Raw genomic sequence first — 20,588 nt, 5'->3', positions numbered from 1 at the left:
TGATGGAGAGCAGCATGGGCCTGATGACTTCCACCGATACTCCCCTCGACGAGAAGGCGATCGTGGCCGCCGCCGAACAGGCGCTCTCCGACATTGCCGGCATCCGCTCCGAGGTTTCCAAGGTGATCTTCGGCCAGGAGAACGTGGTGGAAAACACGCTGATCGCGGTCCTGTCCGGCGGTCATGCGCTGCTGGTCGGCGTTCCGGGTCTTGCCAAGACCAAGCTGGTCTCGACGCTCGGCACCGTGCTCGGCCTCGATGCGAGCCGCATCCAGTTCACGCCGGACCTGATGCCGTCGGATATTCTCGGCACCGAGGTGATGGACCAGGACGAGACCGGCCGCCGCTCGTTCCGTTTCGTCAAGGGTCCGGTCTTTGCCCAGCTTCTGATGGCAGACGAGATCAACCGCGCCTCGCCGCGCACGCAGTCGGCGCTGCTGCAGTCCATGCAGGAATATCACATCACGGTTGCCGGCCAGCGCTATGACCTGCCGGCCCCCTTCCACGTGCTCGCCACCCAGAACCCACTGGAACAGGAAGGCACCTATCCGCTGCCGGAAGCGCAGCTCGACCGCTTCCTGCTGCAGGTGGATGTGCTCTACCCGGAACTGGAGGCAGAGCGACGGATCCTGCTCGAAACCACAGGCCTTTCTGAAGCAAAGGCGAAGGGCGTGATCGATGCGGCGCGCCTGCAGGACATCCAGGCGCTGATCCGCCAGATGCCGGTCAGCGACACGGTGGTGGATGCGATCCTCGCGCTGGTGCGCTCCGCCCGCCCCGGCCAGGGCAACACGATGACAGACCGGCATGTGGCCTGGGGCCCCGGCCCGCGCGCCGGCCAGGCGCTGATGCTGTGCGCCCGTGCGCGTGCGCTTTACGAGGGACGGCTGGCGCCCTCGCTGGACGACGTGCATGCACTGGCCGAACCGGTGCTGCAGCACCGCATGGCGCTGACCTTCTCCGCCCGCGCGGAAGGCATGACCGTTCGCGACGTGATCGCGGGTCTGGTGAAGCAGGCGCGCGGCTGACCGGCCGGGCCTGACGTGAGGCAACAGGAGCAAGAGTGATCGCGTGGCATCCATCGGCCAGATCGTTCCGCAGACACCCGGCAGCGAAGTTCTGGCACGCGCAAGACAGCGTGCCATCCTCGTGCCCGATTGCATGGTCGAGGCGCGCCGCATCGCCAATACGGTGATTGCCGGCTGGCACGGACGCCGCAAGCGCGGCATCGGCGAGAATTTCTGGCAGTTCCGCCCCTATAGCGAAGGCGAAAGCCTGTCGCGCATCGACTGGCGCCGCTCCGCGCGCGACGACCATACCTATGTCCGCGACCGCGAATGGGAGGCGGCGCATACCGTGTGGCTGTGGGCCGACATGTCGCCTTCCATGATGTACAAATCCACCCTCGGCAGCGTGTCGAAGGAAAGCCGCGCGCTGGTGCTGATGCTGGCGCTGGCGGAAATCCTGGCACGTTCGGGCGAGCGCATCGGCTGCCCCGGCGTCATGGAGCCGGTGGCGGCTCGCAATGCCGCCGAGCGGCTGGCCAGCGCCATCATCCTCTCGCCGCTGCAGGAGGGCATGCCGGACACGCAGATGATCCGTGGCGCCAGCGACATCGTGCTGATCGGCGACTTCCTCGACGATGCAGACCGGATCATGGAACGCATAGCGCCGCTGGCCCGCCGCAACCTGCGCGGCCATGTGGTGGAGATTGCCGATCCGGCGGAGGAAATTTTCCCCTATAGCGGCCGGACCGAATTCACCGACCCCGAAACCGGCGAAAAGCTGGTCTCCGGACGCGCCGAGACGCTGCGCGAGGATTACCAGCGCGCCTATCTGGCGCGGCGCGATCATCTCGGCCAGTCGCTGCGGCGCATGGGCTGGAGCTTCGTCTTCCATCGGACCGACCATCTGGCCTCCGAGGCGCTTGCCGCCCTGCATGGGCATCTGTCCGGCAATCCGCCGCAGCTTTCGGGGGCGCGCTGATGGGTTTGCTTGCCTTTGCCAGTCCCGCCATCCTGTTCGCACTCATTGCGCTTCCGGCCATCTGGTGGCTGCTGCGCCTCACACCGCCACGCCCGAAGGCGGAGGTGTTTCCGCCGCTGGCCATTCTGGCCACGGTGCTGAAGCGGCAGGAAACGCCGGCAAAGAGCCCCTGGTGGCTGACGCTGCTGCGCATGCTGCTCGCGGCAGCGGTGATTTTCGCGATCGCCGATCCGGTGGTCAATCCGCGCAACAGTTCGCTGTCTGCCGGCGGACCGCTGGTGGTGATCATGGACAACAGCTGGTCGGCCGCGCCCGACTGGGAACGGCGGGTGGAAACCACCGACATGCTGATCGGCGATGCCGAACAGGCTGACCTGCCGGTCTCCATCGTCTTCACCGCCGACCCGACCCATGATGCCGTGCCGGGCACCGCCACGGCCGCCAGGGAAAAGCTGCGCGCCGCCCGCCCGAAACCGCTCGTTCCGCAGCGGGCGCTGGCCGGCGAGGCAGTGGGCGAGGCTCTGAACGGCGTGCGCCCCGGTACCGTCGCATTTGTGTCGGACGGTGTCTCGACGCCGGACGATGGAGCCATGATGTCGGAAATCTCCAGCCTTTCGCCCGCCGAACTGCGCGTGATCACGGGCGATGGCGCCGGTGCCGTCGCCGTGACGGAGGCCGCCAACAATGCCGGCTCGATGAGCGTGACGGCCGCCCGCCTGGCGCGCGACCTGCCCGCAAGCTATACGCTCGACGCGCTTGACCAGCAGGGCCGCTCGCTGGCCTCGGCGCAGTTGAACTTTGCCGCCGGCGCGGCGACGGCGCGCGCCGACATCCAGGCGCCCTTCGAACTGCGCAACGATTTCGCCCGCATTGCCATCGACGGCAAGGCGACGGCCGGGGCGGCCCACCTCCTGGATGACGGCTTCAAGCGACGGCGCGTCGCGCTTCTGGCCGGCGACAGCGGCAACGACCTGCAGCCGCTGCTGCTGCCGCTCTACTATATCAGCCGTGCCCTGCAGCCCTATGCCGACCTGATCGAGCCGCGCGGCGCCGATCTCTCCGCCTCGCTGCCGGAGATCCTGCAGCAGAACCCTTCCGCCATCATCATGGCCGATATCGGCCGCCTGCCGGCGGAAACCTATGAACCGCTGCAGCAGTGGATTGCCCGCGGCGGCACGCTGATCCGCTTTGCCGGGCCGCGCCTTGCCGCCGCACCGACCGACGACCCGCTGGTGCCGGTCATCCTGCGGCGCGGCGAGCGGACGCTCGGCGGCGCGCTTTCCTGGGCCGAACCGCAGCCGCTGGCGGATTTCCCGAATTTCGGCCCGTTTGCCGGCATGCCGCCTGCAGAGGACGTGCGCGTCAACCGGCAGGTTCTTGCCGAACCGACGCCGGATCTGGCGGAACGGACCTGGGCGAGCCTGGCCGATGGCACGCCGCTCGTCACCACGCGGCAGGTCAATAACGGCCGCATCGTCCTCTTCCATGTGAGTGCCGAGGCCACCTGGTCGAACCTGCCGATCTCCGGCACCTTCGTCGAGATGCTGCGCCGCCTGGTGCAGATGTCGCGGGCCGGCGGAGCTGCGACCGCGACCGAAGGCGCACAGGGCGAGGCCGTGCTGCCGCCGTTTCGCCTGCTGAATGCCGATGGCGTGCTGACCACCGAAACCGGCACAGCAAAGCCGATCACCATCGACCCCGGCCAGCCGGTGATTGCAAGCCTCGATCATCCGCCCGGCCTCTACGGCAGCGAGGACGGCTTCACCGCCGTCAACCTGCTGTCGCCCGGCACGCAGTTGAACCCGATCGATCTTTCGGCCGCCGACACGCTGTCGGTCTCGCGGGCCAGCCTGATCGGTCGCGAAGCCTGGTCGCTGCGCCCTGCCCTGTTCACGCTGGCCTTCCTTCTGCTTCTGCTCGACAGCCTGATCGTGCTGGTGATGAACGGCGGCTTCTCGCGCCTGCCGCGCGCCGCACGCTCCACCGCCGCCCTGCTCCTCGTCGCCCTGCTGCCGCTCGGGCTCTTTCCGGGCGAAAGCCGCGCCCAGGCGCCGGGGCAGGATGCCCGGCCCGGCGACGAGCAGGCGCTGGAGCGGCTGGACACGACGCATCTCGCCTATGTCGTAACCGGCGAAGCGGATGTCGACCGGCTGTCCGAACAGGGCCTGGAGGGGCTCAGCCAGTTCCTCACCTATCGCACCACGCTGGAGCCCGGCGCGCCGGTCGGCCTCGATATTTCCAGGGACGAACTGTCCTTCTATCCGATCATCTACTGGCCGATCTCGGCTACGGCGCCGATGCCGACCCAGGCGGCGATCTCCCGCATCGATGCCTACATGCGCAATGGCGGCACCGTGCTGTTCGACACGCGCGACCAGTACACGGCAATCGATGCCGGCGGCGGCACCAGCGCCAACAGCCGGCGCCTGCAGGAAATCCTTGCCAATATCGACATTCCGCCGCTGGAGCCGACGCCGGAAAACCATGTGCTGACGCGCACATTCTACCTGCTTTCCAGCTTTCCCGGCCGCTATGCCGGCAGTCCGCTCTGGGTGGAGGCGCGTCAGGATTCGCGCAATTCCGGCAGCGACCTCTCCTCCACGGGCGATGGCGTGACACCGATCCTGATCACCGGCAATGATTTTGCAGGCGCCTGGGCGATCGATGCCAATGGCGCGCCGGTGTTGCCCACCGTTCCGCCGGACGAAATGCAGCGCGAATATGCGTATCGGGCCGGCGTCAACATCATGATGTATATGCTGACCGGTAACTACAAGACCGATCAGGTGCATGTGCCGGCCCTTCTTGAACGGCTTGGACAGTAGGAGCGCGGCCGATGGATATCCAGTTCGCTCCCTTCCTGCCCTGGCCGCTGCTGGCGGCGCTTGGTCTCGTGGCCGTGCTGCTGGTGGCCCTTTCCCTTTGGCGGGGCTTGCGCGGCGCCACGCTTCGGGCGCTGGCGCTTGCCGCCCTGCTGCTGGCACTTTCCAACCCCACGCTGACGCAGGAAGAGCGCGAACCGCTTGCCACCATCGTTCCGGTGATCGTCGATCGCTCGCAGAGCCAGGATACGGCCGAACGACGGGCCCAGACCGACGCGGCACTCGCCGACCTGCGCGAACGCCTCGGCCGGTTTCCGCGCATCGAACCGCGCATCGTCGAGGTGGAGAACGATCCCGTTTCGGACACGCCGGCGACGCGGCTGTTTTCCGCCCTCACCTCGGCGATTTCCGACGTGCCGCCGAGCCGTATCGGCGCGGCCATCTTCATCACCGACGGCCAGATCCACGACCTGCCGGGCATCAACCACGAGCTTGGCTTCAACGCGCCGATCCATGGCCTGATCACCGGGCGCGCCGATGAATTCGACCGGCGGGTGGAGGTGGTGCGAGCGCCCCGCTTCGGCATCGTCGGCGAGGAACAGGACATGACGCTGCGCGTGTTCGACGATGGCCGCGCCCCGGGCGGCGCTGCAACCGTGACGGTGCGCATGAATGGGGAAGTGATCGCCACCCTGCAGGCGACACCCGGCGCGCCGACGCCCTTCCGCTTCACCGTGCCGCGCGGCGGCAACAACATCATGGAATTTTCGGTGGCGGAACTGCCGGGCGAAGTCACGACCGCCAACAACCGCGCCGTTCACATCATCGACGGCATCCGCCAGAACCTGCGCGTGCTGCTGGTGTCGGGCGAACCGCATGCGGGCGAGCGCGCCTGGCGCAATCTTCTCAAATCCGATGCCTCGGTGGATCTCGTCCACTTCACCATTCTGCGCCCGCCGGAAAAGCAGGACGGCACGCCGATCAACGAATTGTCGCTGATCGCCTTTCCCACCCGCGAACTGTTCGTCGAGAAGATCAACGATTTCGACCTGATCATCTTCGACCGTTACCAGCATCGCGGCGTGCTGCCGATTCTCTATTACGACTATATCGCGCAGTATGTTGAAAATGGCGGTGCGCTGCTGATTGCAGCCGGCCCCGAGCATGCCGGGCCCGATTCCATTGCCTCGACGCCGCTCTCCACCGTGCTGCCGGCCGCCCCCACGGGCGACGTGCATCAGGCCGGCTTCTTCCCTCGCCTCTCCGAACTCGGCAGGAAGCACCCCGTCACCCGCGGTCTCGACGGTTCGGGCAACGAACCGCCGGCCTGGGGCCGCTGGTTCCGCACCATCGATGTCGGCCCCGCCCGCGGCGAAACCGTGATGCAGGGCGATGGCGGGCGGCCGCTGCTGATCCTCAACCGGCAGGGTCAGGGCCGCGTCGCCATGTTCCTCTCCGACCAGGGCTGGCTCTGGGCGCGTGGCTTCGAAGGCGGCGGCCCGCATGTGGCGCTCTATCGCCGCATCGCCCACTGGCTGATGAAGGAGCCCGAACTGGAGGAAGAGGCGCTGACGGCGCGCGCCGTCGGCCGCACACTCGAGGCGACACGCCAGACCATCGGCGACGACCCCGGCCCCGCCACCATCCGCTATCCCTCCGGCCGCACCGAACAGGTGCCCTTCACCGCTGCCGGCCCCGGCCTCTACCGCATCGAACAGCGGATGGACGAAACCGGCCTTTTCGAGGTGCGCAACGGCCAGTTTTCGACGCTGGTGCACATCGGGGCGGTGGATGCGCCGGAGTTCAAGGCGATGATTTCCACCACCGCCACGCTTGCCCCCTATGCGGCCAGGACCCGGGGGCTGGTTGCCCGCGTGGAAAGCGGCAATGCCATCCGTCTGCCGGATCTTCTGCCGGTGCGCGGCGAGGTGCGCATCAACGACTCCAGCCGCATGGTCATCCGCATGACGGACGAAACGGTGCTGAAGGGCATCGATACCCTGCCGCTGTTTGCCGGCTTCGCGGGGCTTGCTGCCCTTCTTGCCGCCATTTCGGCCATGTGGTGGCGCGAGGGACGCTGAAGCACTGCGGGTGAGAACCGCTCCGCCCCGCGGTGGGCTTTACGCGTCCCGTAGCCGCTGCCCCACCCTGCTCGCCAATCGCGGCCTCCTCTGATAGAGGCCGTGACGGAGCACAGGAGGCAGGCATGCGCTACGAACTGACCGTGACCGACACCATCTCTCCCGAGGACGAAAAGGCCGTCGAGGCACCGCTCGTCGCCTATAACATCGAAACCTTCGGCAAGAGCGACAAGCGCGATCTTTCGATCCTGCTGCGCGATGCCGAGGGCAAGGTCGAGGGCGGGCTGGTCGGCTATACGGCACGCGGCTGGCTCTACGTGCGGCTGCTGTTCGTTCCCGAAAGCGCCCGCGGCGAAGGCCTTGGCCCGCAACTGCTGGCGCTTGCCGAACAGGAGGCACGTCGTCGCGGCTGCATCGGCGCCTATCTCGACACGATGAACCCCAAGGCGCGACAGACCTATCTCGGCTGCGGCTATTCGGTGATCGGTGAGCATGGACCGCTCCATGGCGGCATGTCGATCACCTGGCTCAGCAAGTGCTTCGAGACGCAAGGAGAAGATGATGAACGCTGACAATGGCTGGAACACCTCCGCCCCTGCCTGGATCGAGTCACAGGGAGAGAACGGCGACTTCACGCGGCAGTTCGTGCTGGACCCGGTGATCGATGCCTGGCTTGCGGAACGCCCCTTCAGATCGGCGCTCGATGTCGGCTGCGGCGAAGGCCGGTTCTGCCGGCGCCTCAGACAGCGCCACGGCATTGCCGACATCACGGGCATCGACCCGACCGAACCGCTGATTGCCGCAGCCCGCGCAAAAGACCCGGCCGGCAGCTACCGCGTCGCCTCGGCGGAAGACCTGCCCTTCGCGGATGGCCGCTTCGATCTGACCGTCAGCTATCTGACGCTGATCGACATTCCCGACATCGAACGCGCCATTGCGGAAATGGCCCGCGTGACGGCACCGGGCGGCACGCTGCTGATCGCCAATCTCAACCCGTTCATCACCGCATCGGGCGGCACCGCCTGGGTGAAGGACGAGACCGGTGCCAAGCGCTTCGTTCAGGTCGATACCTATCTGGAGGAGCATGCCGACTGGCAGGCCTGGCGCGGCATCCGCATCCTCAACCACCACAGGCCATTGAGCCGCTACATGACGCTGCTTCTCGCCTGCGGTCTGAGGCTCCGGCGCTTTGACGAGCCGCCGGCGATCGGCGGCCCGGCGGAAGCGCGCGCGGCCTATAACCGCGTACCTTATGCGCATCTGATGGAATGGACGAAGGACTGAGGCGCCCTATTCGGCGGCGGCAGCCAGTGCCTGCGGCTGCCAGTCCTGCCAGCCGATCACACCCTTCAGCCGCGCATGCACGCCTTCAGCGAGCGGCACCACCAGCACGCGGCCGGGATCGACCGGGCCGGGGAAGATCAGCGCGCCATAGGCCACCTTCTCGAAGCCGAGCGGCATGTAATAGGGCGGGTCCCCCACCAGAATGACGGCCTCGGATCCCTTCCGCCGCGCCGCCTCGATGGCAATCCGCACCAGTTCGCGGCCGATGCCCCGGTTCTTGTGGCTCGGTCGAACGGCCAGCGGCCCCAGCAGATGGCCGTCCACATGACCGGCCCGCACGGGCGTCATGCGCACAGATGCAATGGTTTCGCCGCGATCGGCACAGATGAAGGACAGCGAACGGTCATGCGGCCCCTGCTCGCGAATGCGGGCGGATGACTTGACAAACCGGCCGGGACCGAAGGCCTCGGCATTGATGATCTCGATGATGGCGTCGTGCGACGCATCCTCGGTAAGATAGACGAGTTCGTGGCTGTGCATGAGGAGCTGAAACCAGATAAGCGGACAGGACAACGGTTCGGCGCGGCACCCACCATAGGTTCGGGCACCGTGTCAGGCTCGATCAGCGTCGTCGAAGGGTCCGGGTTTCGATCATGTCTTGCTGTTCCTCAATTGATTTTGCCACTAGCAACAAAACCCGGCCTCGTCCATCGAAAACACACTGTCTACCGCGCAAGGGGTCGAAATTCTCCGTCGGGACTGCCAGATTAGCCGGCAAGCAGAGAAAAACCTGGAAGGAAATGCCATGGGCAGGCTGGTGGATGGCGTCTGGCAGGACGTCTGGTACGACACGAAATCGACAGGCGGCCATTTCAAGCGGTCCGAATCGCAGTTCCGCAACTGGGTGACGGCCGATGGCTCGGCCGGACCGGGCGGACGCGCGGGCTTCAGGGCCGAGGCCGGGCGCTATCATCTCTATGTCTCGCTCGCCTGTCCGTGGGCGCATCGCACGCTGATCTTCCGCAAGCTGAAGAGGCTCGAGCACCTGATCGGCCTCTCGATCGTCCATCCGCTGATGGCGGAAAACGGCTGGGAGTTCCGGCCCCAGGATGATCAAGATGCGACGCCGGATCACCTGTTCGGCGCCTCGACGCTCTGGCAGGTCTATGTGAAGGCGGATCCGCACTATAGCGGTCGCGTCACGGTGCCGGTCCTCTGGGACAAACGCGAGAATACCATCGTCTCCAACGAGTCGGCAGACATCATCCGCATGTTCAACGGCGCCTTCGACGCCCTGACCGGCTCCACCGACGACTTCTGCCCGCCGGACCTCATCGCCGAGATCGACCGGATCAACGAGCGGGTCTATGACACGGTGAACAACGGCGTCTACAAGGCGGGCTTTGCCACCACGCAGGCAGCCTATGGCGAAAGCGTCACGCGGCTGTTTGGCATGCTGGACGAGTTGGAAGAGCGCCTCGGCCGGCAGCGCTATCTCGCCGGCAACCGCCTGACCGAGGCGGACTGGCGCCTGTTCACCACGCTTATACGCTTCGATGCGGTCTATGTCGGCCACTTCAAGTGCAACATTCGTCGCATCGCCGACTACCCGAACCTCTCGGCCTATCTGCGCGATCTCTATCAGGTGCCGGGCGTGGCGGAGACGGTGAACCTGCGGCACATCAAGGAACACTACTACCGCAGCCACAAGACCATCAATCCGACCGGCATCGTGCCGCTGGGGCCGGAGCTCGACCTTGCGGCCCCGCATGGACGCGACCAGCCGGGCATCACCGGGTAATCGGTACGTTCACCAGTTGGCCGGCTTCTCCGCTTCGCCGGAAAGTTCGGCCAGACGCCTGAGCGTCGCGGTCGTGACCGCCTCCGGCAGGGCGTCGAGCGCGAAGAAGCCGCTTTCGACGATCTCCCGGTCCGGCAGGCGGGGCGCCGTCTGGCGCACGGTGGCGCGGTAGAACACCACATGGTCGCGCGGGCTGGCATTGAGGTTGCGGTAGACGTGGAAGAGTTCCGGCTCGCCGACGATTTCCAGGTTGCCCTCCTCCCGCAGTTCCTTGACAAGCGCTGCCGGCACGGTTTCGCCACGCTCCACGCCGCCGCCCGGCATGTACCAGCCGGGCACATAGGAATGGCGCACCAGGAAGATGCGACCCTCCTCGTCAAAGCAGGCCGCCCGCACGCCAAGCGTCATGCCGCGGGTGACGGCGAACACCTTGTGCATGAGAAACACGATGGCGCGGGTGGGAAAACCGGCGATTTCGGGAATGCCCCTGTCCTCGCCGGCAGGTCTTGCCGCGCGGTTTCCGCCCATCATCGGCCAGCCTCCGGCAATCCGCCTTGCCCGCGGGGCATCTTGGCTCTATGTCTCGAAGCATGTTCACGTTTGCGCATATTTCCGACATCCATCTGGGGCCGCTTCCCCGCCTCACGCTGCGCGAACTGGCTTCGAAGCGCATCACCGGCTTTGTGAACTGGCATCGCAACCGCCGCAAGCATCTTCTGGTCAACACGCTGGATCTTCTGCTGAGCGACATGCGCCAGCGCCAGCCCGACCACCTGATGATCACCGGCGATCTGGTCAATCTTGCGACCTCCATCGAAATCAGGCTGGCGGGCGAATGGCTGGACAGCGTCGGCGACCCTCGCGAAACGACGCTGGTGCCCGGCAACCACGATGCCTATGTGCCCGGCGCGCACGACCGTTCGGTGCGCCAGTGGTATCCGTTCATTGCCGGCGACGAGAGCCCGGAGGACTGGCCGGACGAGGAGCACGTCTTCCCCACCTATCGCCGGCGCGGACCGGTCGCCATCATCGGCTGCTCCACCTCCAACGCCACGCCACCCTTTTCCGCCGGCGGCTATTTCAGCGCCCGGCAGGCCCGCGAAACGGCCAACCTGCTCAAACGGGCGAAGGACGAGGGCCTGTTTCGGGTCGTGCTGATCCACCATCCGCCAATCCGGGGTGCCGCCCCCTCGCACAAGCGGATGATCGGCATCCGCCGCTTCACAGCGGCTCTGTCGCTGGGCGGTGCCGAACTCGTGCTGCACGGCCACACCCATCTCAACACGCTCTATCAGCTGAGGACGCATCACGGCGACGTGCCGGTGGTGGGCATTGCCTCCGCCTCGCAGGGGCCCGGCGGCCACAAGCCGCCTGCCGCCTACAACCTGTTTTCGCTCTCCGGCGAGCCCGGCGCCTGGAACCTGATGTGCGAACGCTACGGCCTGACGGCTGAGGCCGATGCCATTGCGCTCGAACAAAGGCGGTTATTATACGGATCGGAAGCGGGACTTGCGCAACGTCCCTCAATTGCGGCACAATTCTGAGCCAGCCTGAGGAAAGCCCCACCTGATGTATTTGCGGATCTGATTGATTCGCGCCAAGAATCACCACCAGGGACGTTGCACTGTTCTCATGAACGAAATGCCTGCGCAGACCGATATCCGACGCGAACTCGTGGGGCTTCTGCCCCAGCTCCGCCGCTTTGCCACCGTTCTGGCGCGCGATACGACCCGCGTTGACCCGCTGGTGGTTCGAACCTGCGAGGCAGCGGTCGAAAAGCTGGGACAGCTGAAGCCCGGCCAGTCCCTGCTGCACTGGGCGTTCACCCTGATGCGCGCACTGTGGACGGAAGAGACCCGCCGCCGCAAGAACCAGGCGGAGCGCGATGACAGTGGCCGCCGGGCGGAGCAGGGCCGCGTCCTGCCGGGACAGCCGGCGCTGGAGGGCTTGTCGCGCACCAGCGCCCCGGTCTTCCTGCTCTGTGGCGTCGAGGGCCTGACCTACGCCGAGGCCGCGAGCGTGATGGGCATCACACAGGATGCAGTGGCGGTGCGCATGCTGCTGGCGCGGCGCGAACTCGCCACCCAGGGCAGCCAGAGCACCGAGCGGAGAGCCTGAGCCGATGGACAGCCTGCGCAACGCCCCTCTCGACATGCGGCTTTCCGCCTTTATCGACAACGAGCTGAGCGAGACGGAACGGCAGGAAGTGGAGGCGCTTCTGGCCACGGACATGACCGCCCGCGCGCTGCGCGACAGCCTGCAGGCTGCGGACCGGCTGGGCCGCGATGCCTTCGAGGCCATGCTGAAGGCACCGGTCTCTCTGGATCTCGTCCGCTCGATCAAGACCGCCGCGCCGCCGCGCCGCGCCATCAGCCTTCCGGAACCGGCGCGGGTGCCCTGGCGTCCGCAGCCGAGCTTCGGCGTGGCCATGGTCACCTCGCTGCTGATGTTCGGGCTTGGCGCCGGCGCAGGCTACATGGCGGCCGAGCGGCCGAAGATGACGACCTATGCGGACATGGCCGGCGATCCGACCAAGGCCTGGCTGGACGATGTCGCCTCCTATTATCGCCTCTATTCCCGGCAGTCGCGGCATCTGGTGGAGATTCCCGCCAACGAGTCGGCGCATATCGTCGAATGGCTGATGGCAACGACCGGCGTTTCCTTCCGCATTCCGGACCTGACGGCGCAGAACCTGGAATTCATGGGCGCACGGCTGTTTTCGGCCGGTGGCCGTCCCGTCGGTCAGCTTCTCTATCGCAATGCCGAGGGAGAGGTGATCGCAATCGCCTTCACCAAGCTGATCGCGCCACAGGACCCCGACGCACAGATGCGCCAGATCATCCGCGACGATATCGGCCTCGTCACCTGGCAGGGCCTGCAGGCGAATTACGTGCTGACCGGCCCCTCGTCGGAAGCCTATCTCGATACGCTGGCACGCACCGTCGCCGGCATCATCTGACGCGATCGCAATCCTGTTCCACGAACGAGAAAGGGCGACCCGAAGGCCGCCCCGACAATCCGTTCACTTGCCGGACAGCACCCGGTTGGCCGCCGACACGATGGCCTCGAGCGAAGCCGTCACGATGTTCTTGTTGATGCCGGCACCGAACAATTTGCCGCCCGCATGCTCCACTTCCACATAGGCGATGGCTGCGGCGTTGGAGCCGTGCTGCAGTGAGTGCTCGGAATAATCGGCAACCGAGAGATCGACACCGAGATAGATCGACAGCGCATTGATGAAACCGTCGATCGGGCCGGTTCCCTTGCCTTCGATGCGCTTCGTCTCGCCGTTATCGGTGATCTCGGCGGCGACAATGCGAATGCCCTTCTGGTCGATGCCGGCCGGATAGGTGTGGTGATCGACGAACTTGATCCGGCCTTCCGGCTGCTCGACGTAACGCTCGATGAAGCGCTCGTAGATGCGCTTCGAGGGCAGTTCCTTGCCTTCCTCGTCGGTGATGCGCTGGATATCCTCGCGGAACTCCACCTGCAGGTTGCGCGGCAGGTTGATGCCATAGTCCTGCTGCAGAATATAGGCGATGCCCCCCTTGCCGGACTGCGAATTGATGCGGATGATCGCCTCGTAGGTGCGGCCCACATCCTGCGGATCGATCGGCAGATACGGCACTTCCCAGAGCGGCGAATTGGCCGATTTGATCGCCTTCATGCCCTTGTTGATGGCATCCTGATGCGAGCCGGAGAATGCGGTATAGACCAGTTCGCCAACATAAGGGTGCCGCTCGGGGATCGTCATCTCGTTGGAATATTCATAGACGGCCTTGATGCGCTCGATATCGGTGCAGTCCAGCTCGGGATCGACCCCTTGCGTGAACATGTTGAGGGCCAGCGTGACGACATCGACATTGCCGGTGCGCTCGCCATTGCCGAACAGCGTGCCTTCGACGCGGTCGGCACCGGCCATCAGGCCGAGTTCGGTCGCGGCAATGCCGGTGCCCCGGTCATTATGCGGGTGCAGAGAGATGATGACGTTTTCGCGGTTGTCGATGTTGCGGCACATCCACTCGATCTGGTCCGCATAGATGTTGGGCGTCGCCATTTCGACGGTCGACGGCAAATTGAGGATCAGCTTGTTGTCGGCGGTCGGCTTCACTTCCGCAATCACCGCATTGCAGATCTCCAGCGCCACCTCCAGCTCCGTGCCGGTAAAGCTTTCCGGCGAATATTCGAAGCGGTAGCCGCCGCCGGCCTTGGCCGACATATCCATGATCATCTTCGCCGCATCGACGGCGATCTGCTTGATGCCGGGTACGTCTTTCGCAAAGACCACGCGGCGCTGCAGTTCGGAGGTCGAATTGTAGAAGTGGATGATCGGCTTGTGCGCGCCTTCCAGCGATTCAAACGTGCGGGTGATCAGCTCGGGACGGCACTGCACCAGCACCTGCAGGGAAACATCCTCCGGCACGCCGCCCTCTTCCACGCACCAGCGGGCAAAGTCGAAATCGGTCTGCGAGGCAGACGGAAAACCGATCTCGATTTCCTTGAAGCCCATGTCGAGCAACAGCTTGAACATGCGCGCCTTGCGGTCATGGCCCATCGGGTTGACCAGCGACTGGTTGCCATCGCGCAGATCGACCGAACACCAGATCGGCGCCTTGTCGATCACCTTCGACGGCCAGGTGCGGTCCGGAATGTTGATGGTGGGGTAAGGACGATACTTGCGGGCGGCATCGGGCATGCCCTTCTTGCCGGAAGCAGTGTTGGCGGCTGCGGAAATCTTGGCGTCCATAATCTCTTCTCCTTCGCGTCCAGCGTCGGCGCTTGTGGCCCAAGGCTGTTACAGCGCCGTGACGGTGGATCAAGGCCTCGGATGAGGCTTTTGGTCTTCAAATGGGGATTTGTGCGAGGAGCTGATGCCGGCAGGCTCGATCGGCCGCCGGGCGCTCCTCAACGGACCCGGCAACCGCGGATAAGGCCGAGGAGAAGAAGCGAGTTTAGCACCGACGCGACAAAGCCCGCCGCAGGGCGCGCCGTCATTTCAGTCGCATCAATGGATGTGCCGTTGATCGTCATGAAGATGTGATAGCGCGGCACTGAAGGGAGTGCAAGCGGGTTATTCGGCGGCATCCTTCCGCTGGTCTTCCAGCTTTTCCGTCAGCCAGATCTCCAAAAGAGCGTCGCGCGAAAGCCCAAGCTCCTTGGCACGCCTGTCCAGCCGCAGCTGTGTTCCGCGCTTCACGACAACGGTCATCTCCACCGGTTCCAGATTGGGTCGGGTGGCCTTGCTCCAATCCACATAGGCGCTGATATCCTCGCCATCGTCGAACTTACGGTCAAATTCCTCAGCGGTTATTTTCTGCATAAAGAAGCCTTTCCGCCAATCTGGCGCGCCTCACCGATATGATCCGGACGACATCCCCGCGCATCGTATAGACACCGGTCCAAAATTTCTCGCCAATACGGCCAATGGTGATCCGTCTCAACTCAAGATCATGGCTTGCATCGGCATCAACGCGAAAATCATCGTACCACAAAGCCTGGGCTTCGACAAAATCGATCCCATGCTTTTCCTTGTTTGCAGCGCTCTTTGCCGGATCGAACTCGAATTCCATACCTGCATCAAATCACAACCATGCGGCGAAATCGAGAACCTCAACCCTTCGTCGCTACCCGCTTCAGCCCCAGCATCGCAGCCCCGGCCAACAGCCCCCAGAAGGCGCCGGAGATGCCGGCGAAGGCAGAGCCGGAGGCGGTGACGAGGAAGGTGATCGCGGCCGCCTCGCGTGTCTCGGCGTCGCGGAAGGCGGCCTGGGCGGCGTTGGAAAAGGCGCCGACCAGGGCGAGCCCCGCCACCGCCTGCAACAGGATCGGCGGCGACAGCGCGACAAAGGCGATGATGCCGGAGGCCAGCAGGCCGAACAGGATATAGGCGATACCGGCGACGATCGCCGACCAGTAGCGGCGCTGCGGATCGTGATGCGCCTCCTCGCTGGCGCACATCGCCGCCGTGATCGCCGCCAGGTTGACGGGCACCGCGCCAAAGCCCGCGGCCATGCCGGAGAACAGGCCGGAGGCGACAAACAGCGGATTCGGCGCCGGTTCGTAACCATTGACCTTCAGGATGGCGATACCCGGAATGTTCTGCGAGGCCATGGTAACGATGAAGAGCGGCACGGCGACCGAGATGAAGCCATGCAGGGTGAACACCGGCGCCACCAGCAGGAACTGCGGATGAACGGACTGGCCGAGCCTTGCGAGCACATCCGGCGGCAGGTCCACGCCGAAGACCAGCACCAGCGCAAAGGCACCCAGCGCGGCCGGCACTGCCCAGAGCCGTTTCCAGATCACCACCAGCATCCATGTGGCGACGATCGGCAGGCCGAGCCACGGATCGAAGGCCACCGCCTTGACCGGCGCCAGACAGAGATTGACGAGAATGCCGGCGAGCATGGCATTGGCAAGCGGTGCCGGGATCATGCGGATCGCCCGGCCGAGCGGCGAAAACAGGCCCGAAAACACGATCAGCCCGGCGCAGAGAATGAAGGCGCCGACGGCGGCCGGAAAGCCGCCCTCGATCAGCCCGACGCTGGTGAGCAGCGCCGCTCCCGGCGTCGACCAGGCAATGCTGATCGGCATGCGATGCCACAGCGGCAGCAGAATGCCGAGCACGCCCATCAGCACCGACAGCACCAGAAGCGCCGAGGCCACCTGCTCCGCGCCCGCCCCCATCGCGCTCAACCCCTGCATGATGACGGCAAAGGAACTGACGAAGCCGACAAAGGCCGCAAGCAGGCCCATGACCATGGCCTGAACGGAGAAATCTTTCAGCATGAAGGTGACCCGCATGGCGAATTGAACAATGGCGCGAAGTGAGACCAGAAACCGGCCGGACGAACAAGCCTGAAAGCCGGCAAAATCCGCGCGCCCCCTGGGGAAACGCCCGGCAGATCGGGTGTGAACAGCTGTTCAAGCGCCAAGGCGCCGCTTTGCCTCTTGCCTTCCTCCCCCCTTTTGCATAGGACCCCCTCCGACGCATTCGGGGCGTCCCGTTCACTTCCGCCGGAAACGGCTGGGTTCACGAAGGATAAAGCCTTGATCCAGACTCCCTATTACCTCATCGACAAGTCGAAGCTCCTTGCCAACATGGAGAAGATCGCGACCCTGCGCGAACGCTCCGGCGCCAAGGCGCTTCTGGCGTTGAAATGTTTCGCCACCTGGGGCGTGTTCGATTTCATGCGCGACTACATGGACGGCACGACCTCGTCCTCGCTCAACGAAGTGCGCCTCGGCCATCAGCGTTTCGGCAAGGAAACCCATGCCTATTCGGTGGCCTATGCCGATTACGAGATCGACGAGGTGGTGTCGCACGCCGACAAGATCATCTTCAACTCGATCGGCCAGCTGCAACGCTTTGAAAAGCAATCCGCCGGCATCATTCGCGGCCTGCGGCTCAACCCCGGCATCTCCTCCTCCAGCTTCGATCTGGCAGACCCCGCCCGCCCCTTCTCGCGGCTCGGCGAATGGGACGTCAGACAGGTCGAACCGGTGATGGAACTGATCTCCGGCTTCATGATCCACAACAATTGCGAAAACGGCAATTTCGACCTGTTCGACACCATGCTCGGCCAGATCGAGGAGAAATTCGCGCCGCTTCTGAAGAGGGCGGAATGGGTCAGCCTCGGCGGCGGTATCCATTTCACCGGCGAGAACTATCCGCTCGAAAAATTCGCCGAACGGCTGAAGCGGTTTGCCGGCGAATTTAACGTGCAGGTCTATCTCGAGCCCGGCGAAGCCTCGATCACCAGATCAACGACGCTGGAAGTCACCGTGCTCGACAAGCTCTACAACGGCAAGGACCTTGTCGTGGTGGATTCATCCATCGAAGCGCACATGCTGGATCTTCTGATCTACCGTGAAAGCGCGAAGGTTTCCCCCAACCAGGGACCACATCGTTACATGGTCTGCGGCAAGTCCTGCCTGGCCGGCGACATTTTCGGCGAGTTCGATTTTCCGAGCGAGCTGAATGTGGGCGACCGGATCTCCATCCAGGACGCCGCAGGTTACACGATGGTCAAGAAAAACTGGTTTAACGGCGTGAAAATGCCGGCAATCGCCATCCGCGAACTGGATGGCAGCCTCAGGACGGTCCGTGAATTTTCATACACGGACTACGAACAAAGCCTTTCCTGAAATTCCTCAGGCGAAGGTTTCTGACGATTGGACAAGGAGTTGGTCCCCATCATGAGAAAGAACGTGCTCATCATCGGCGCCGGCGGCGTCGCACAGGTCGTGGCGCACAAATGTGCGCAGAACAACGACGTGCTGGGCGATATCCACATTGCCTCGCGCACCAAGGCCAAGTGCGACGCCATCATTGCCTCGGTTCACGAAAAGAAGGCAATGAAGCAGCCGGGCGTTCTGGAAGCGCATGCGCTCGACGCCCTCGACATCGAGGCCACCAAGGCCCTGATCAAGAAGCTCGGCACCGAGATCGTCATCAATGTCGGCACCGCCTTCCTCAACATGTCGGTGCTGCGCGCCTGCATGGACACCGGTGTGGCCTATATCGACACCGCGATCCATGAAGAGCCGAACAAGATCTGCGAAACCCCGCCGTGGTATGGAAACTACGAGTGGAAGCGTGCGGAAGAATGCGAGGAAAAGGGCATCACCGCCATCCTCGGCGCCGGCTTCGATCCGGGCGTGGTCAACGCCTATGCGCGTCTCGCCAAGGACGAATATCTCGACAAGGTGACCGATGTCGACATCGTCGATATCAATGCCGGCAGCCACGGAAAATACTTCGCCACGAATTTCGACCCGGAAATCAACTTCCGCGAGTTCACCGGCGTCGTCTATTCCTGGCAGGGCGGCGAATGGAAGGTCAACAAGATGTTCGAGATCGGCAAGGACTACGACCTGCCGGTCGTCGGCACCCGCCGCGCCTATCTCTGCGGCCATGACGAAGTGCATTCGCTGGCGAAAAACATGGACGGCGCCGACGTGCGCTTCTGGATGGGCTTTGGCGATCACTACATCAACGTCTTCACCGTGTTGAAGTCGATCGGCCTCCTCTCCGAACAGCCGGTCAAGCTCGCCGACGGTTCCGAAGTCGTGCCGCTCAAGGTCGTCAAGGCCTGCCTCCCCGACCCGGCCTCGCTCGCCCCCAACTACGAAGGCAAGACCTGCATCGGCGACTATGTGAAGGGTTTCAAGGACGGCAAGGAAAAGACCGTCTTCCTCTACAACGTCGCCGACCACAAGGAAGCCTATGAGGAAGTGGGCAGCCAGGGCATCTCCTACACGGCGGGTGTCCCGCCGGTTGCTGCGGCCATGCTGGTCGCCACCGGCGAATGGGATGTGAAGAAGATGGCCAACGTCGAAGAACTGCCGCCGAAGCCCTTCATCAACCTCCTGAACAAGATCGGCCTGCCGACGCGCATTCAGGACGAGGACGGCGATCGGGCTGTGGAGTTCTGAGAGCGCGGATAGCGCTTGAGGATTGAGGGAATCAGGACCCCGCCGGAGCGATCTGGCGGGTTTTTTCGTTGGCGCACAAGTCCCACCGCCGTCATCTTCGGGCGAAGTCCCGAGGATCTACTGCCGCTGGCGGCAGGTTGCGGGGTCGAGAGCGCGGATGCCACGGCAGATGCTCGGCACAAGGCCGAACATGACGACCTCAGACTTGGCAACCCACTCCGTCACATGTCTGTCGTGCCAAGCCCATAACGATCAGCGACATGAAACCTTGCCTTTTGATCATCGACCTGCAGAACGACTTCCTCGCGTCGCTTGAAACCAGCGTCGTCACCTCCCTGGTCGCCAATACGAACCGCCTCGTCCGCACCTTTCGCGCAAAGACACTGCCCATCGTCTGGATACGGCAGGAATTCCGCGCCGACCTGAGCGATGCCTTTCTGGAAATGCGCGACAAAAACATTTCCGGCGTGATCGAGGGAACAGAGGGCGCGCAGATCCATCCAGACCTCGAAGTCTCTGAAAGCGACGTGACCTTCATCAAGAAGCGCTACAGCGCCTTCTTCGGCACCACGCTGGATCAACACCTGCAAGAGCAGAACATCGATCATCTCGTGCTCTGCGGCATCAACACCCACGCCTGCATCCGAACCGCCGCCATCGACGCCTATCAACGCGACTACCGCGTTCTGCTGCCGAGGGAATGCATCGGCTCCTATGATGACGAACACGCACGGGTCACCCTCCGCTATCTGGATGGCAAGATCGGGCGCGTTGTCGGGGTAGAGGATGTGGTGGAGATGGCGCGGCAAGAGCGACGCCCTACGCACGTTCAGAACGAGGACTGCGATGGGGTCGAGGAGTTCTGAGAGCCCGGGTCAGCGCTTGAGCATTGAGGGAAATGCCGACCCCGCAGGTGAAATTCGGCGGGGTTTTTCATTGGCATCTCGGCTATTTCCGGTAGTCCGTGTGCACCAAAAACCGTGACATGGTAATCGAGGACAGGTTGCCAACCCAATTCGACCGGCTGAGATGGATTTGCGTTGAACAACTGGACGCCTCGATTTACCCCGATTTTCTCCGTTGACGGTCCAGTCTGAGCCTACCGCCGCTTTCGGCGGTGATCTTTGAACTGTTTTGATAGCGGCATTCCCGCCCCTTGCGGGGCGGCTGTCATCA

Annotated in this window: 19 protein-coding genes; 13 read left to right on the top strand and 6 right to left on the bottom strand. The window is 64.2% G+C overall.

Features of this window, described 5'->3' with window-relative positions; translation table 11 throughout:
* The first annotated feature begins 14 nt into the window (after positions 1–14).
* The 6 genes from KLP42_RS21375 to KLP42_RS21350 all read left to right on the top strand — a co-directional run bounded on the left by KLP42_RS21375 (position 15) and on the right by KLP42_RS21350 (position 8,173).
* Positions 15–1,028, top strand: a complete 1,014-nt coding sequence (locus tag KLP42_RS21375; protein ID WP_215569244.1) for an AAA family ATPase — start codon at positions 15–17, stop codon at positions 1,026–1,028.
* Positions 1,029–1,071: 43 nt separating this feature from the next.
* Positions 1,072–1,986, top strand: coding sequence for a DUF58 domain-containing protein (locus KLP42_RS21370; RefSeq protein ID WP_215569242.1), 915 nt, complete (start codon positions 1,072–1,074; stop codon positions 1,984–1,986).
* Entirely contained in the window at positions 1,986–4,811 is a 2,826-nt protein-coding gene (locus tag KLP42_RS21365; protein WP_215569240.1) for a DUF4159 domain-containing protein, read from the top strand. The genes KLP42_RS21370 and KLP42_RS21365 overlap by 1 nt, the downstream gene beginning before the upstream one ends.
* An 11-nt stretch (positions 4,812–4,822) precedes the next feature.
* Positions 4,823–6,889 carry a hypothetical protein gene (locus KLP42_RS21360; protein WP_215569238.1) on the top strand — a complete coding sequence of 689 codons (2,067 nt, stop codon included), beginning with the start codon at positions 4,823–4,825 and terminating at the stop codon, positions 6,887–6,889.
* A 125-nt stretch (positions 6,890–7,014) separates the two neighbouring features.
* On the top strand, positions 7,015–7,461 hold the full coding sequence (locus tag KLP42_RS21355; RefSeq protein WP_215569236.1) for a GNAT family N-acetyltransferase: 447 nt from the start codon (positions 7,015–7,017) through the stop codon (positions 7,459–7,461).
* The gene (locus KLP42_RS21350) at positions 7,451–8,173 is read left to right on the top strand and encodes a class I SAM-dependent methyltransferase (protein WP_215569234.1); all 723 of its coding nucleotides are present in this window, start codon (positions 7,451–7,453) and stop codon (positions 8,171–8,173) included. Before KLP42_RS21355 ends, KLP42_RS21350 begins: the two co-directional genes overlap by 11 nt.
* 6 nt (positions 8,174–8,179) lie before the next feature.
* Here KLP42_RS21350 and KLP42_RS21345 read toward each other — a convergent pair whose 3' ends face one another.
* Positions 8,180–8,713 carry a GNAT family N-acetyltransferase gene (locus tag KLP42_RS21345; RefSeq protein WP_215569232.1) on the bottom strand — a complete coding sequence of 178 codons (534 nt, stop codon included), beginning with the start codon at positions 8,711–8,713 and terminating at the stop codon, positions 8,180–8,182.
* A gap of 265 nt (positions 8,714–8,978) precedes the next feature.
* Between KLP42_RS21345 and KLP42_RS21340 the strand changes: the two genes are divergently transcribed.
* Positions 8,979–9,974 (top strand): glutathione S-transferase family protein, encoded by a 996-nt coding sequence (locus KLP42_RS21340; RefSeq protein WP_215569230.1) that lies wholly within the window; start codon positions 8,979–8,981, stop codon positions 9,972–9,974.
* Positions 9,975–9,983: 9 nt separating this feature from the next.
* Here KLP42_RS21340 and KLP42_RS21335 read toward each other — a convergent pair whose 3' ends face one another.
* Entirely contained in the window at positions 9,984–10,505 is a 522-nt protein-coding gene (locus KLP42_RS21335; protein ID WP_502941335.1) for an NUDIX domain-containing protein, read from the bottom strand.
* Positions 10,506–10,564: 59 nt separating this feature from the next.
* Between KLP42_RS21335 and KLP42_RS21330 the strand changes: the two genes are divergently transcribed.
* The 3 genes from KLP42_RS21330 (at position 10,565) to KLP42_RS21320 (ending at position 12,933) form a co-directional block, all read left to right on the top strand.
* A complete protein-coding gene (locus KLP42_RS21330) occupies positions 10,565–11,518 on the top strand; it encodes a metallophosphoesterase family protein (RefSeq protein WP_215569228.1) in 954 nt (317 codons plus the stop codon).
* 88 nt (positions 11,519–11,606) lie between these two features.
* A complete protein-coding gene (locus tag KLP42_RS21325) occupies positions 11,607–12,092 on the top strand; it encodes a sigma factor-like helix-turn-helix DNA-binding protein (protein WP_215569226.1) in 486 nt (161 codons plus the stop codon).
* Between the two features lie 4 nt (positions 12,093–12,096).
* Entirely contained in the window at positions 12,097–12,933 is an 837-nt protein-coding gene (locus KLP42_RS21320; RefSeq protein ID WP_215569224.1) for an anti-sigma factor family protein, read from the top strand.
* A 63-nt stretch (positions 12,934–12,996) separates the two neighbouring features.
* Here KLP42_RS21320 and leuA read toward each other — a convergent pair whose 3' ends face one another.
* The 4 genes from leuA to KLP42_RS21300 all read right to left on the bottom strand — a co-directional run bounded on the left by leuA (position 12,997) and on the right by KLP42_RS21300 (position 16,763).
* On the bottom strand, positions 12,997–14,721 hold the full coding sequence (leuA, locus tag KLP42_RS21315) for a 2-isopropylmalate synthase (protein ID WP_215569222.1): 1,725 nt from the start codon (positions 14,719–14,721) through the stop codon (positions 12,997–12,999).
* A 324-nt stretch (positions 14,722–15,045) separates the two neighbouring features.
* Positions 15,046–15,294 carry a type II toxin-antitoxin system BrnA family antitoxin gene (brnA, locus tag KLP42_RS21310; RefSeq protein WP_215569220.1) on the bottom strand — a complete coding sequence of 83 codons (249 nt, stop codon included), beginning with the start codon at positions 15,292–15,294 and terminating at the stop codon, positions 15,046–15,048.
* Entirely contained in the window at positions 15,275–15,544 is a 270-nt protein-coding gene (locus tag KLP42_RS21305) for a BrnT family toxin (RefSeq protein ID WP_215569218.1), read from the bottom strand. The genes brnA and KLP42_RS21305 overlap by 20 nt, the downstream gene beginning before the upstream one ends.
* A 40-nt stretch (positions 15,545–15,584) precedes the next feature.
* Entirely contained in the window at positions 15,585–16,763 is a 1,179-nt protein-coding gene (locus tag KLP42_RS21300) for a benzoate/H(+) symporter BenE family transporter (protein ID WP_215569216.1), read from the bottom strand.
* Positions 16,764–17,024: 261 nt separating this feature from the next.
* Between KLP42_RS21300 and KLP42_RS21295 the strand changes: the two genes are divergently transcribed.
* The 3 genes from KLP42_RS21295 to KLP42_RS21285 all read left to right on the top strand — a co-directional run bounded on the left by KLP42_RS21295 (position 17,025) and on the right by KLP42_RS21285 (position 20,278).
* On the top strand, positions 17,025–18,122 hold the full coding sequence (locus KLP42_RS21295; protein WP_215569207.1) for a carboxynorspermidine decarboxylase: 1,098 nt from the start codon (positions 17,025–17,027) through the stop codon (positions 18,120–18,122).
* A gap of 51 nt (positions 18,123–18,173) precedes the next feature.
* Positions 18,174–19,412: a saccharopine dehydrogenase family protein gene (locus KLP42_RS21290; RefSeq protein WP_215569205.1), complete on the top strand. Its 1,239-nt coding sequence runs from the start codon at positions 18,174–18,176 to the stop codon at positions 19,410–19,412.
* Positions 19,413–19,687: 275 nt separating this feature from the next.
* The gene (locus KLP42_RS21285; RefSeq protein WP_252193159.1) at positions 19,688–20,278 is read left to right on the top strand and encodes a cysteine hydrolase family protein; all 591 of its coding nucleotides are present in this window, start codon (positions 19,688–19,690) and stop codon (positions 20,276–20,278) included.
* Positions 20,279–20,588 lie beyond the last annotated feature (310 nt).

The organism is Rhizobium sp. CSW-27 (genome assembly GCF_018760785.1).
Classification (GTDB): Bacteria; Pseudomonadota; Alphaproteobacteria; order Rhizobiales; family Rhizobiaceae; genus Neorhizobium.
The sequence above is the reverse complement of the archived record's forward strand: the minus strand, read 5'-3'. Positions and strand labels throughout refer to the sequence as shown.

What these genes read in the sequence shown, in the direction of transcription:
- KLP42_RS21375 (WP_215569244.1), top strand. Translation starts at nt 15, where the DNA reads ATGGGCCTGATGACTTCCACCGATACTCCCCTCGACGAGAAGGCGATC.
- KLP42_RS21365 (WP_215569240.1), top strand. Translation starts at nt 1,986, where the DNA reads ATGGGTTTGCTTGCCTTTGCCAGTCCCGCCATCCTGTTCGCACTCATT.
- KLP42_RS21360 (WP_215569238.1), top strand. Translation starts at nt 4,823, where the DNA reads ATGGATATCCAGTTCGCTCCCTTCCTGCCCTGGCCGCTGCTGGCGGCG.
- KLP42_RS21355 (WP_215569236.1), top strand. Translation starts at nt 7,015, where the DNA reads ATGCGCTACGAACTGACCGTGACCGACACCATCTCTCCCGAGGACGAA.
- KLP42_RS21350 (WP_215569234.1), top strand. Translation starts at nt 7,451, where the DNA reads ATGAACGCTGACAATGGCTGGAACACCTCCGCCCCTGCCTGGATCGAG.
- KLP42_RS21345 (WP_215569232.1), bottom strand. Translation starts at nt 8,713, where the DNA reads ATGCACAGCCACGAACTCGTCTATCTTACCGAGGATGCGTCGCACGAC.
- KLP42_RS21340 (WP_215569230.1), top strand. Translation starts at nt 8,979, where the DNA reads ATGGGCAGGCTGGTGGATGGCGTCTGGCAGGACGTCTGGTACGACACG.
- KLP42_RS21335 (WP_502941335.1), bottom strand. Translation starts at nt 10,505, where the DNA reads ATGATGGGCGGAAACCGCGCGGCAAGACCTGCCGGCGAGGACAGGGGC.
- KLP42_RS21330 (WP_215569228.1), top strand. Translation starts at nt 10,565, where the DNA reads ATGTTCACGTTTGCGCATATTTCCGACATCCATCTGGGGCCGCTTCCC.
- KLP42_RS21325 (WP_215569226.1), top strand. Translation starts at nt 11,607, where the DNA reads ATGAACGAAATGCCTGCGCAGACCGATATCCGACGCGAACTCGTGGGG.
- KLP42_RS21320 (WP_215569224.1), top strand. Translation starts at nt 12,097, where the DNA reads ATGGACAGCCTGCGCAACGCCCCTCTCGACATGCGGCTTTCCGCCTTT.
- leuA (WP_215569222.1), bottom strand. Translation starts at nt 14,721, where the DNA reads ATGGACGCCAAGATTTCCGCAGCCGCCAACACTGCTTCCGGCAAGAAG.
- brnA (WP_215569220.1), bottom strand. Translation starts at nt 15,294, where the DNA reads ATGCAGAAAATAACCGCTGAGGAATTTGACCGTAAGTTCGACGATGGC.
- KLP42_RS21305 (WP_215569218.1), bottom strand. Translation starts at nt 15,544, where the DNA reads ATGGAATTCGAGTTCGATCCGGCAAAGAGCGCTGCAAACAAGGAAAAG.
- KLP42_RS21300 (WP_215569216.1), bottom strand. Translation starts at nt 16,763, where the DNA reads ATGCTGAAAGATTTCTCCGTTCAGGCCATGGTCATGGGCCTGCTTGCG.
- KLP42_RS21290 (WP_215569205.1), top strand. Translation starts at nt 18,174, where the DNA reads ATGAGAAAGAACGTGCTCATCATCGGCGCCGGCGGCGTCGCACAGGTC.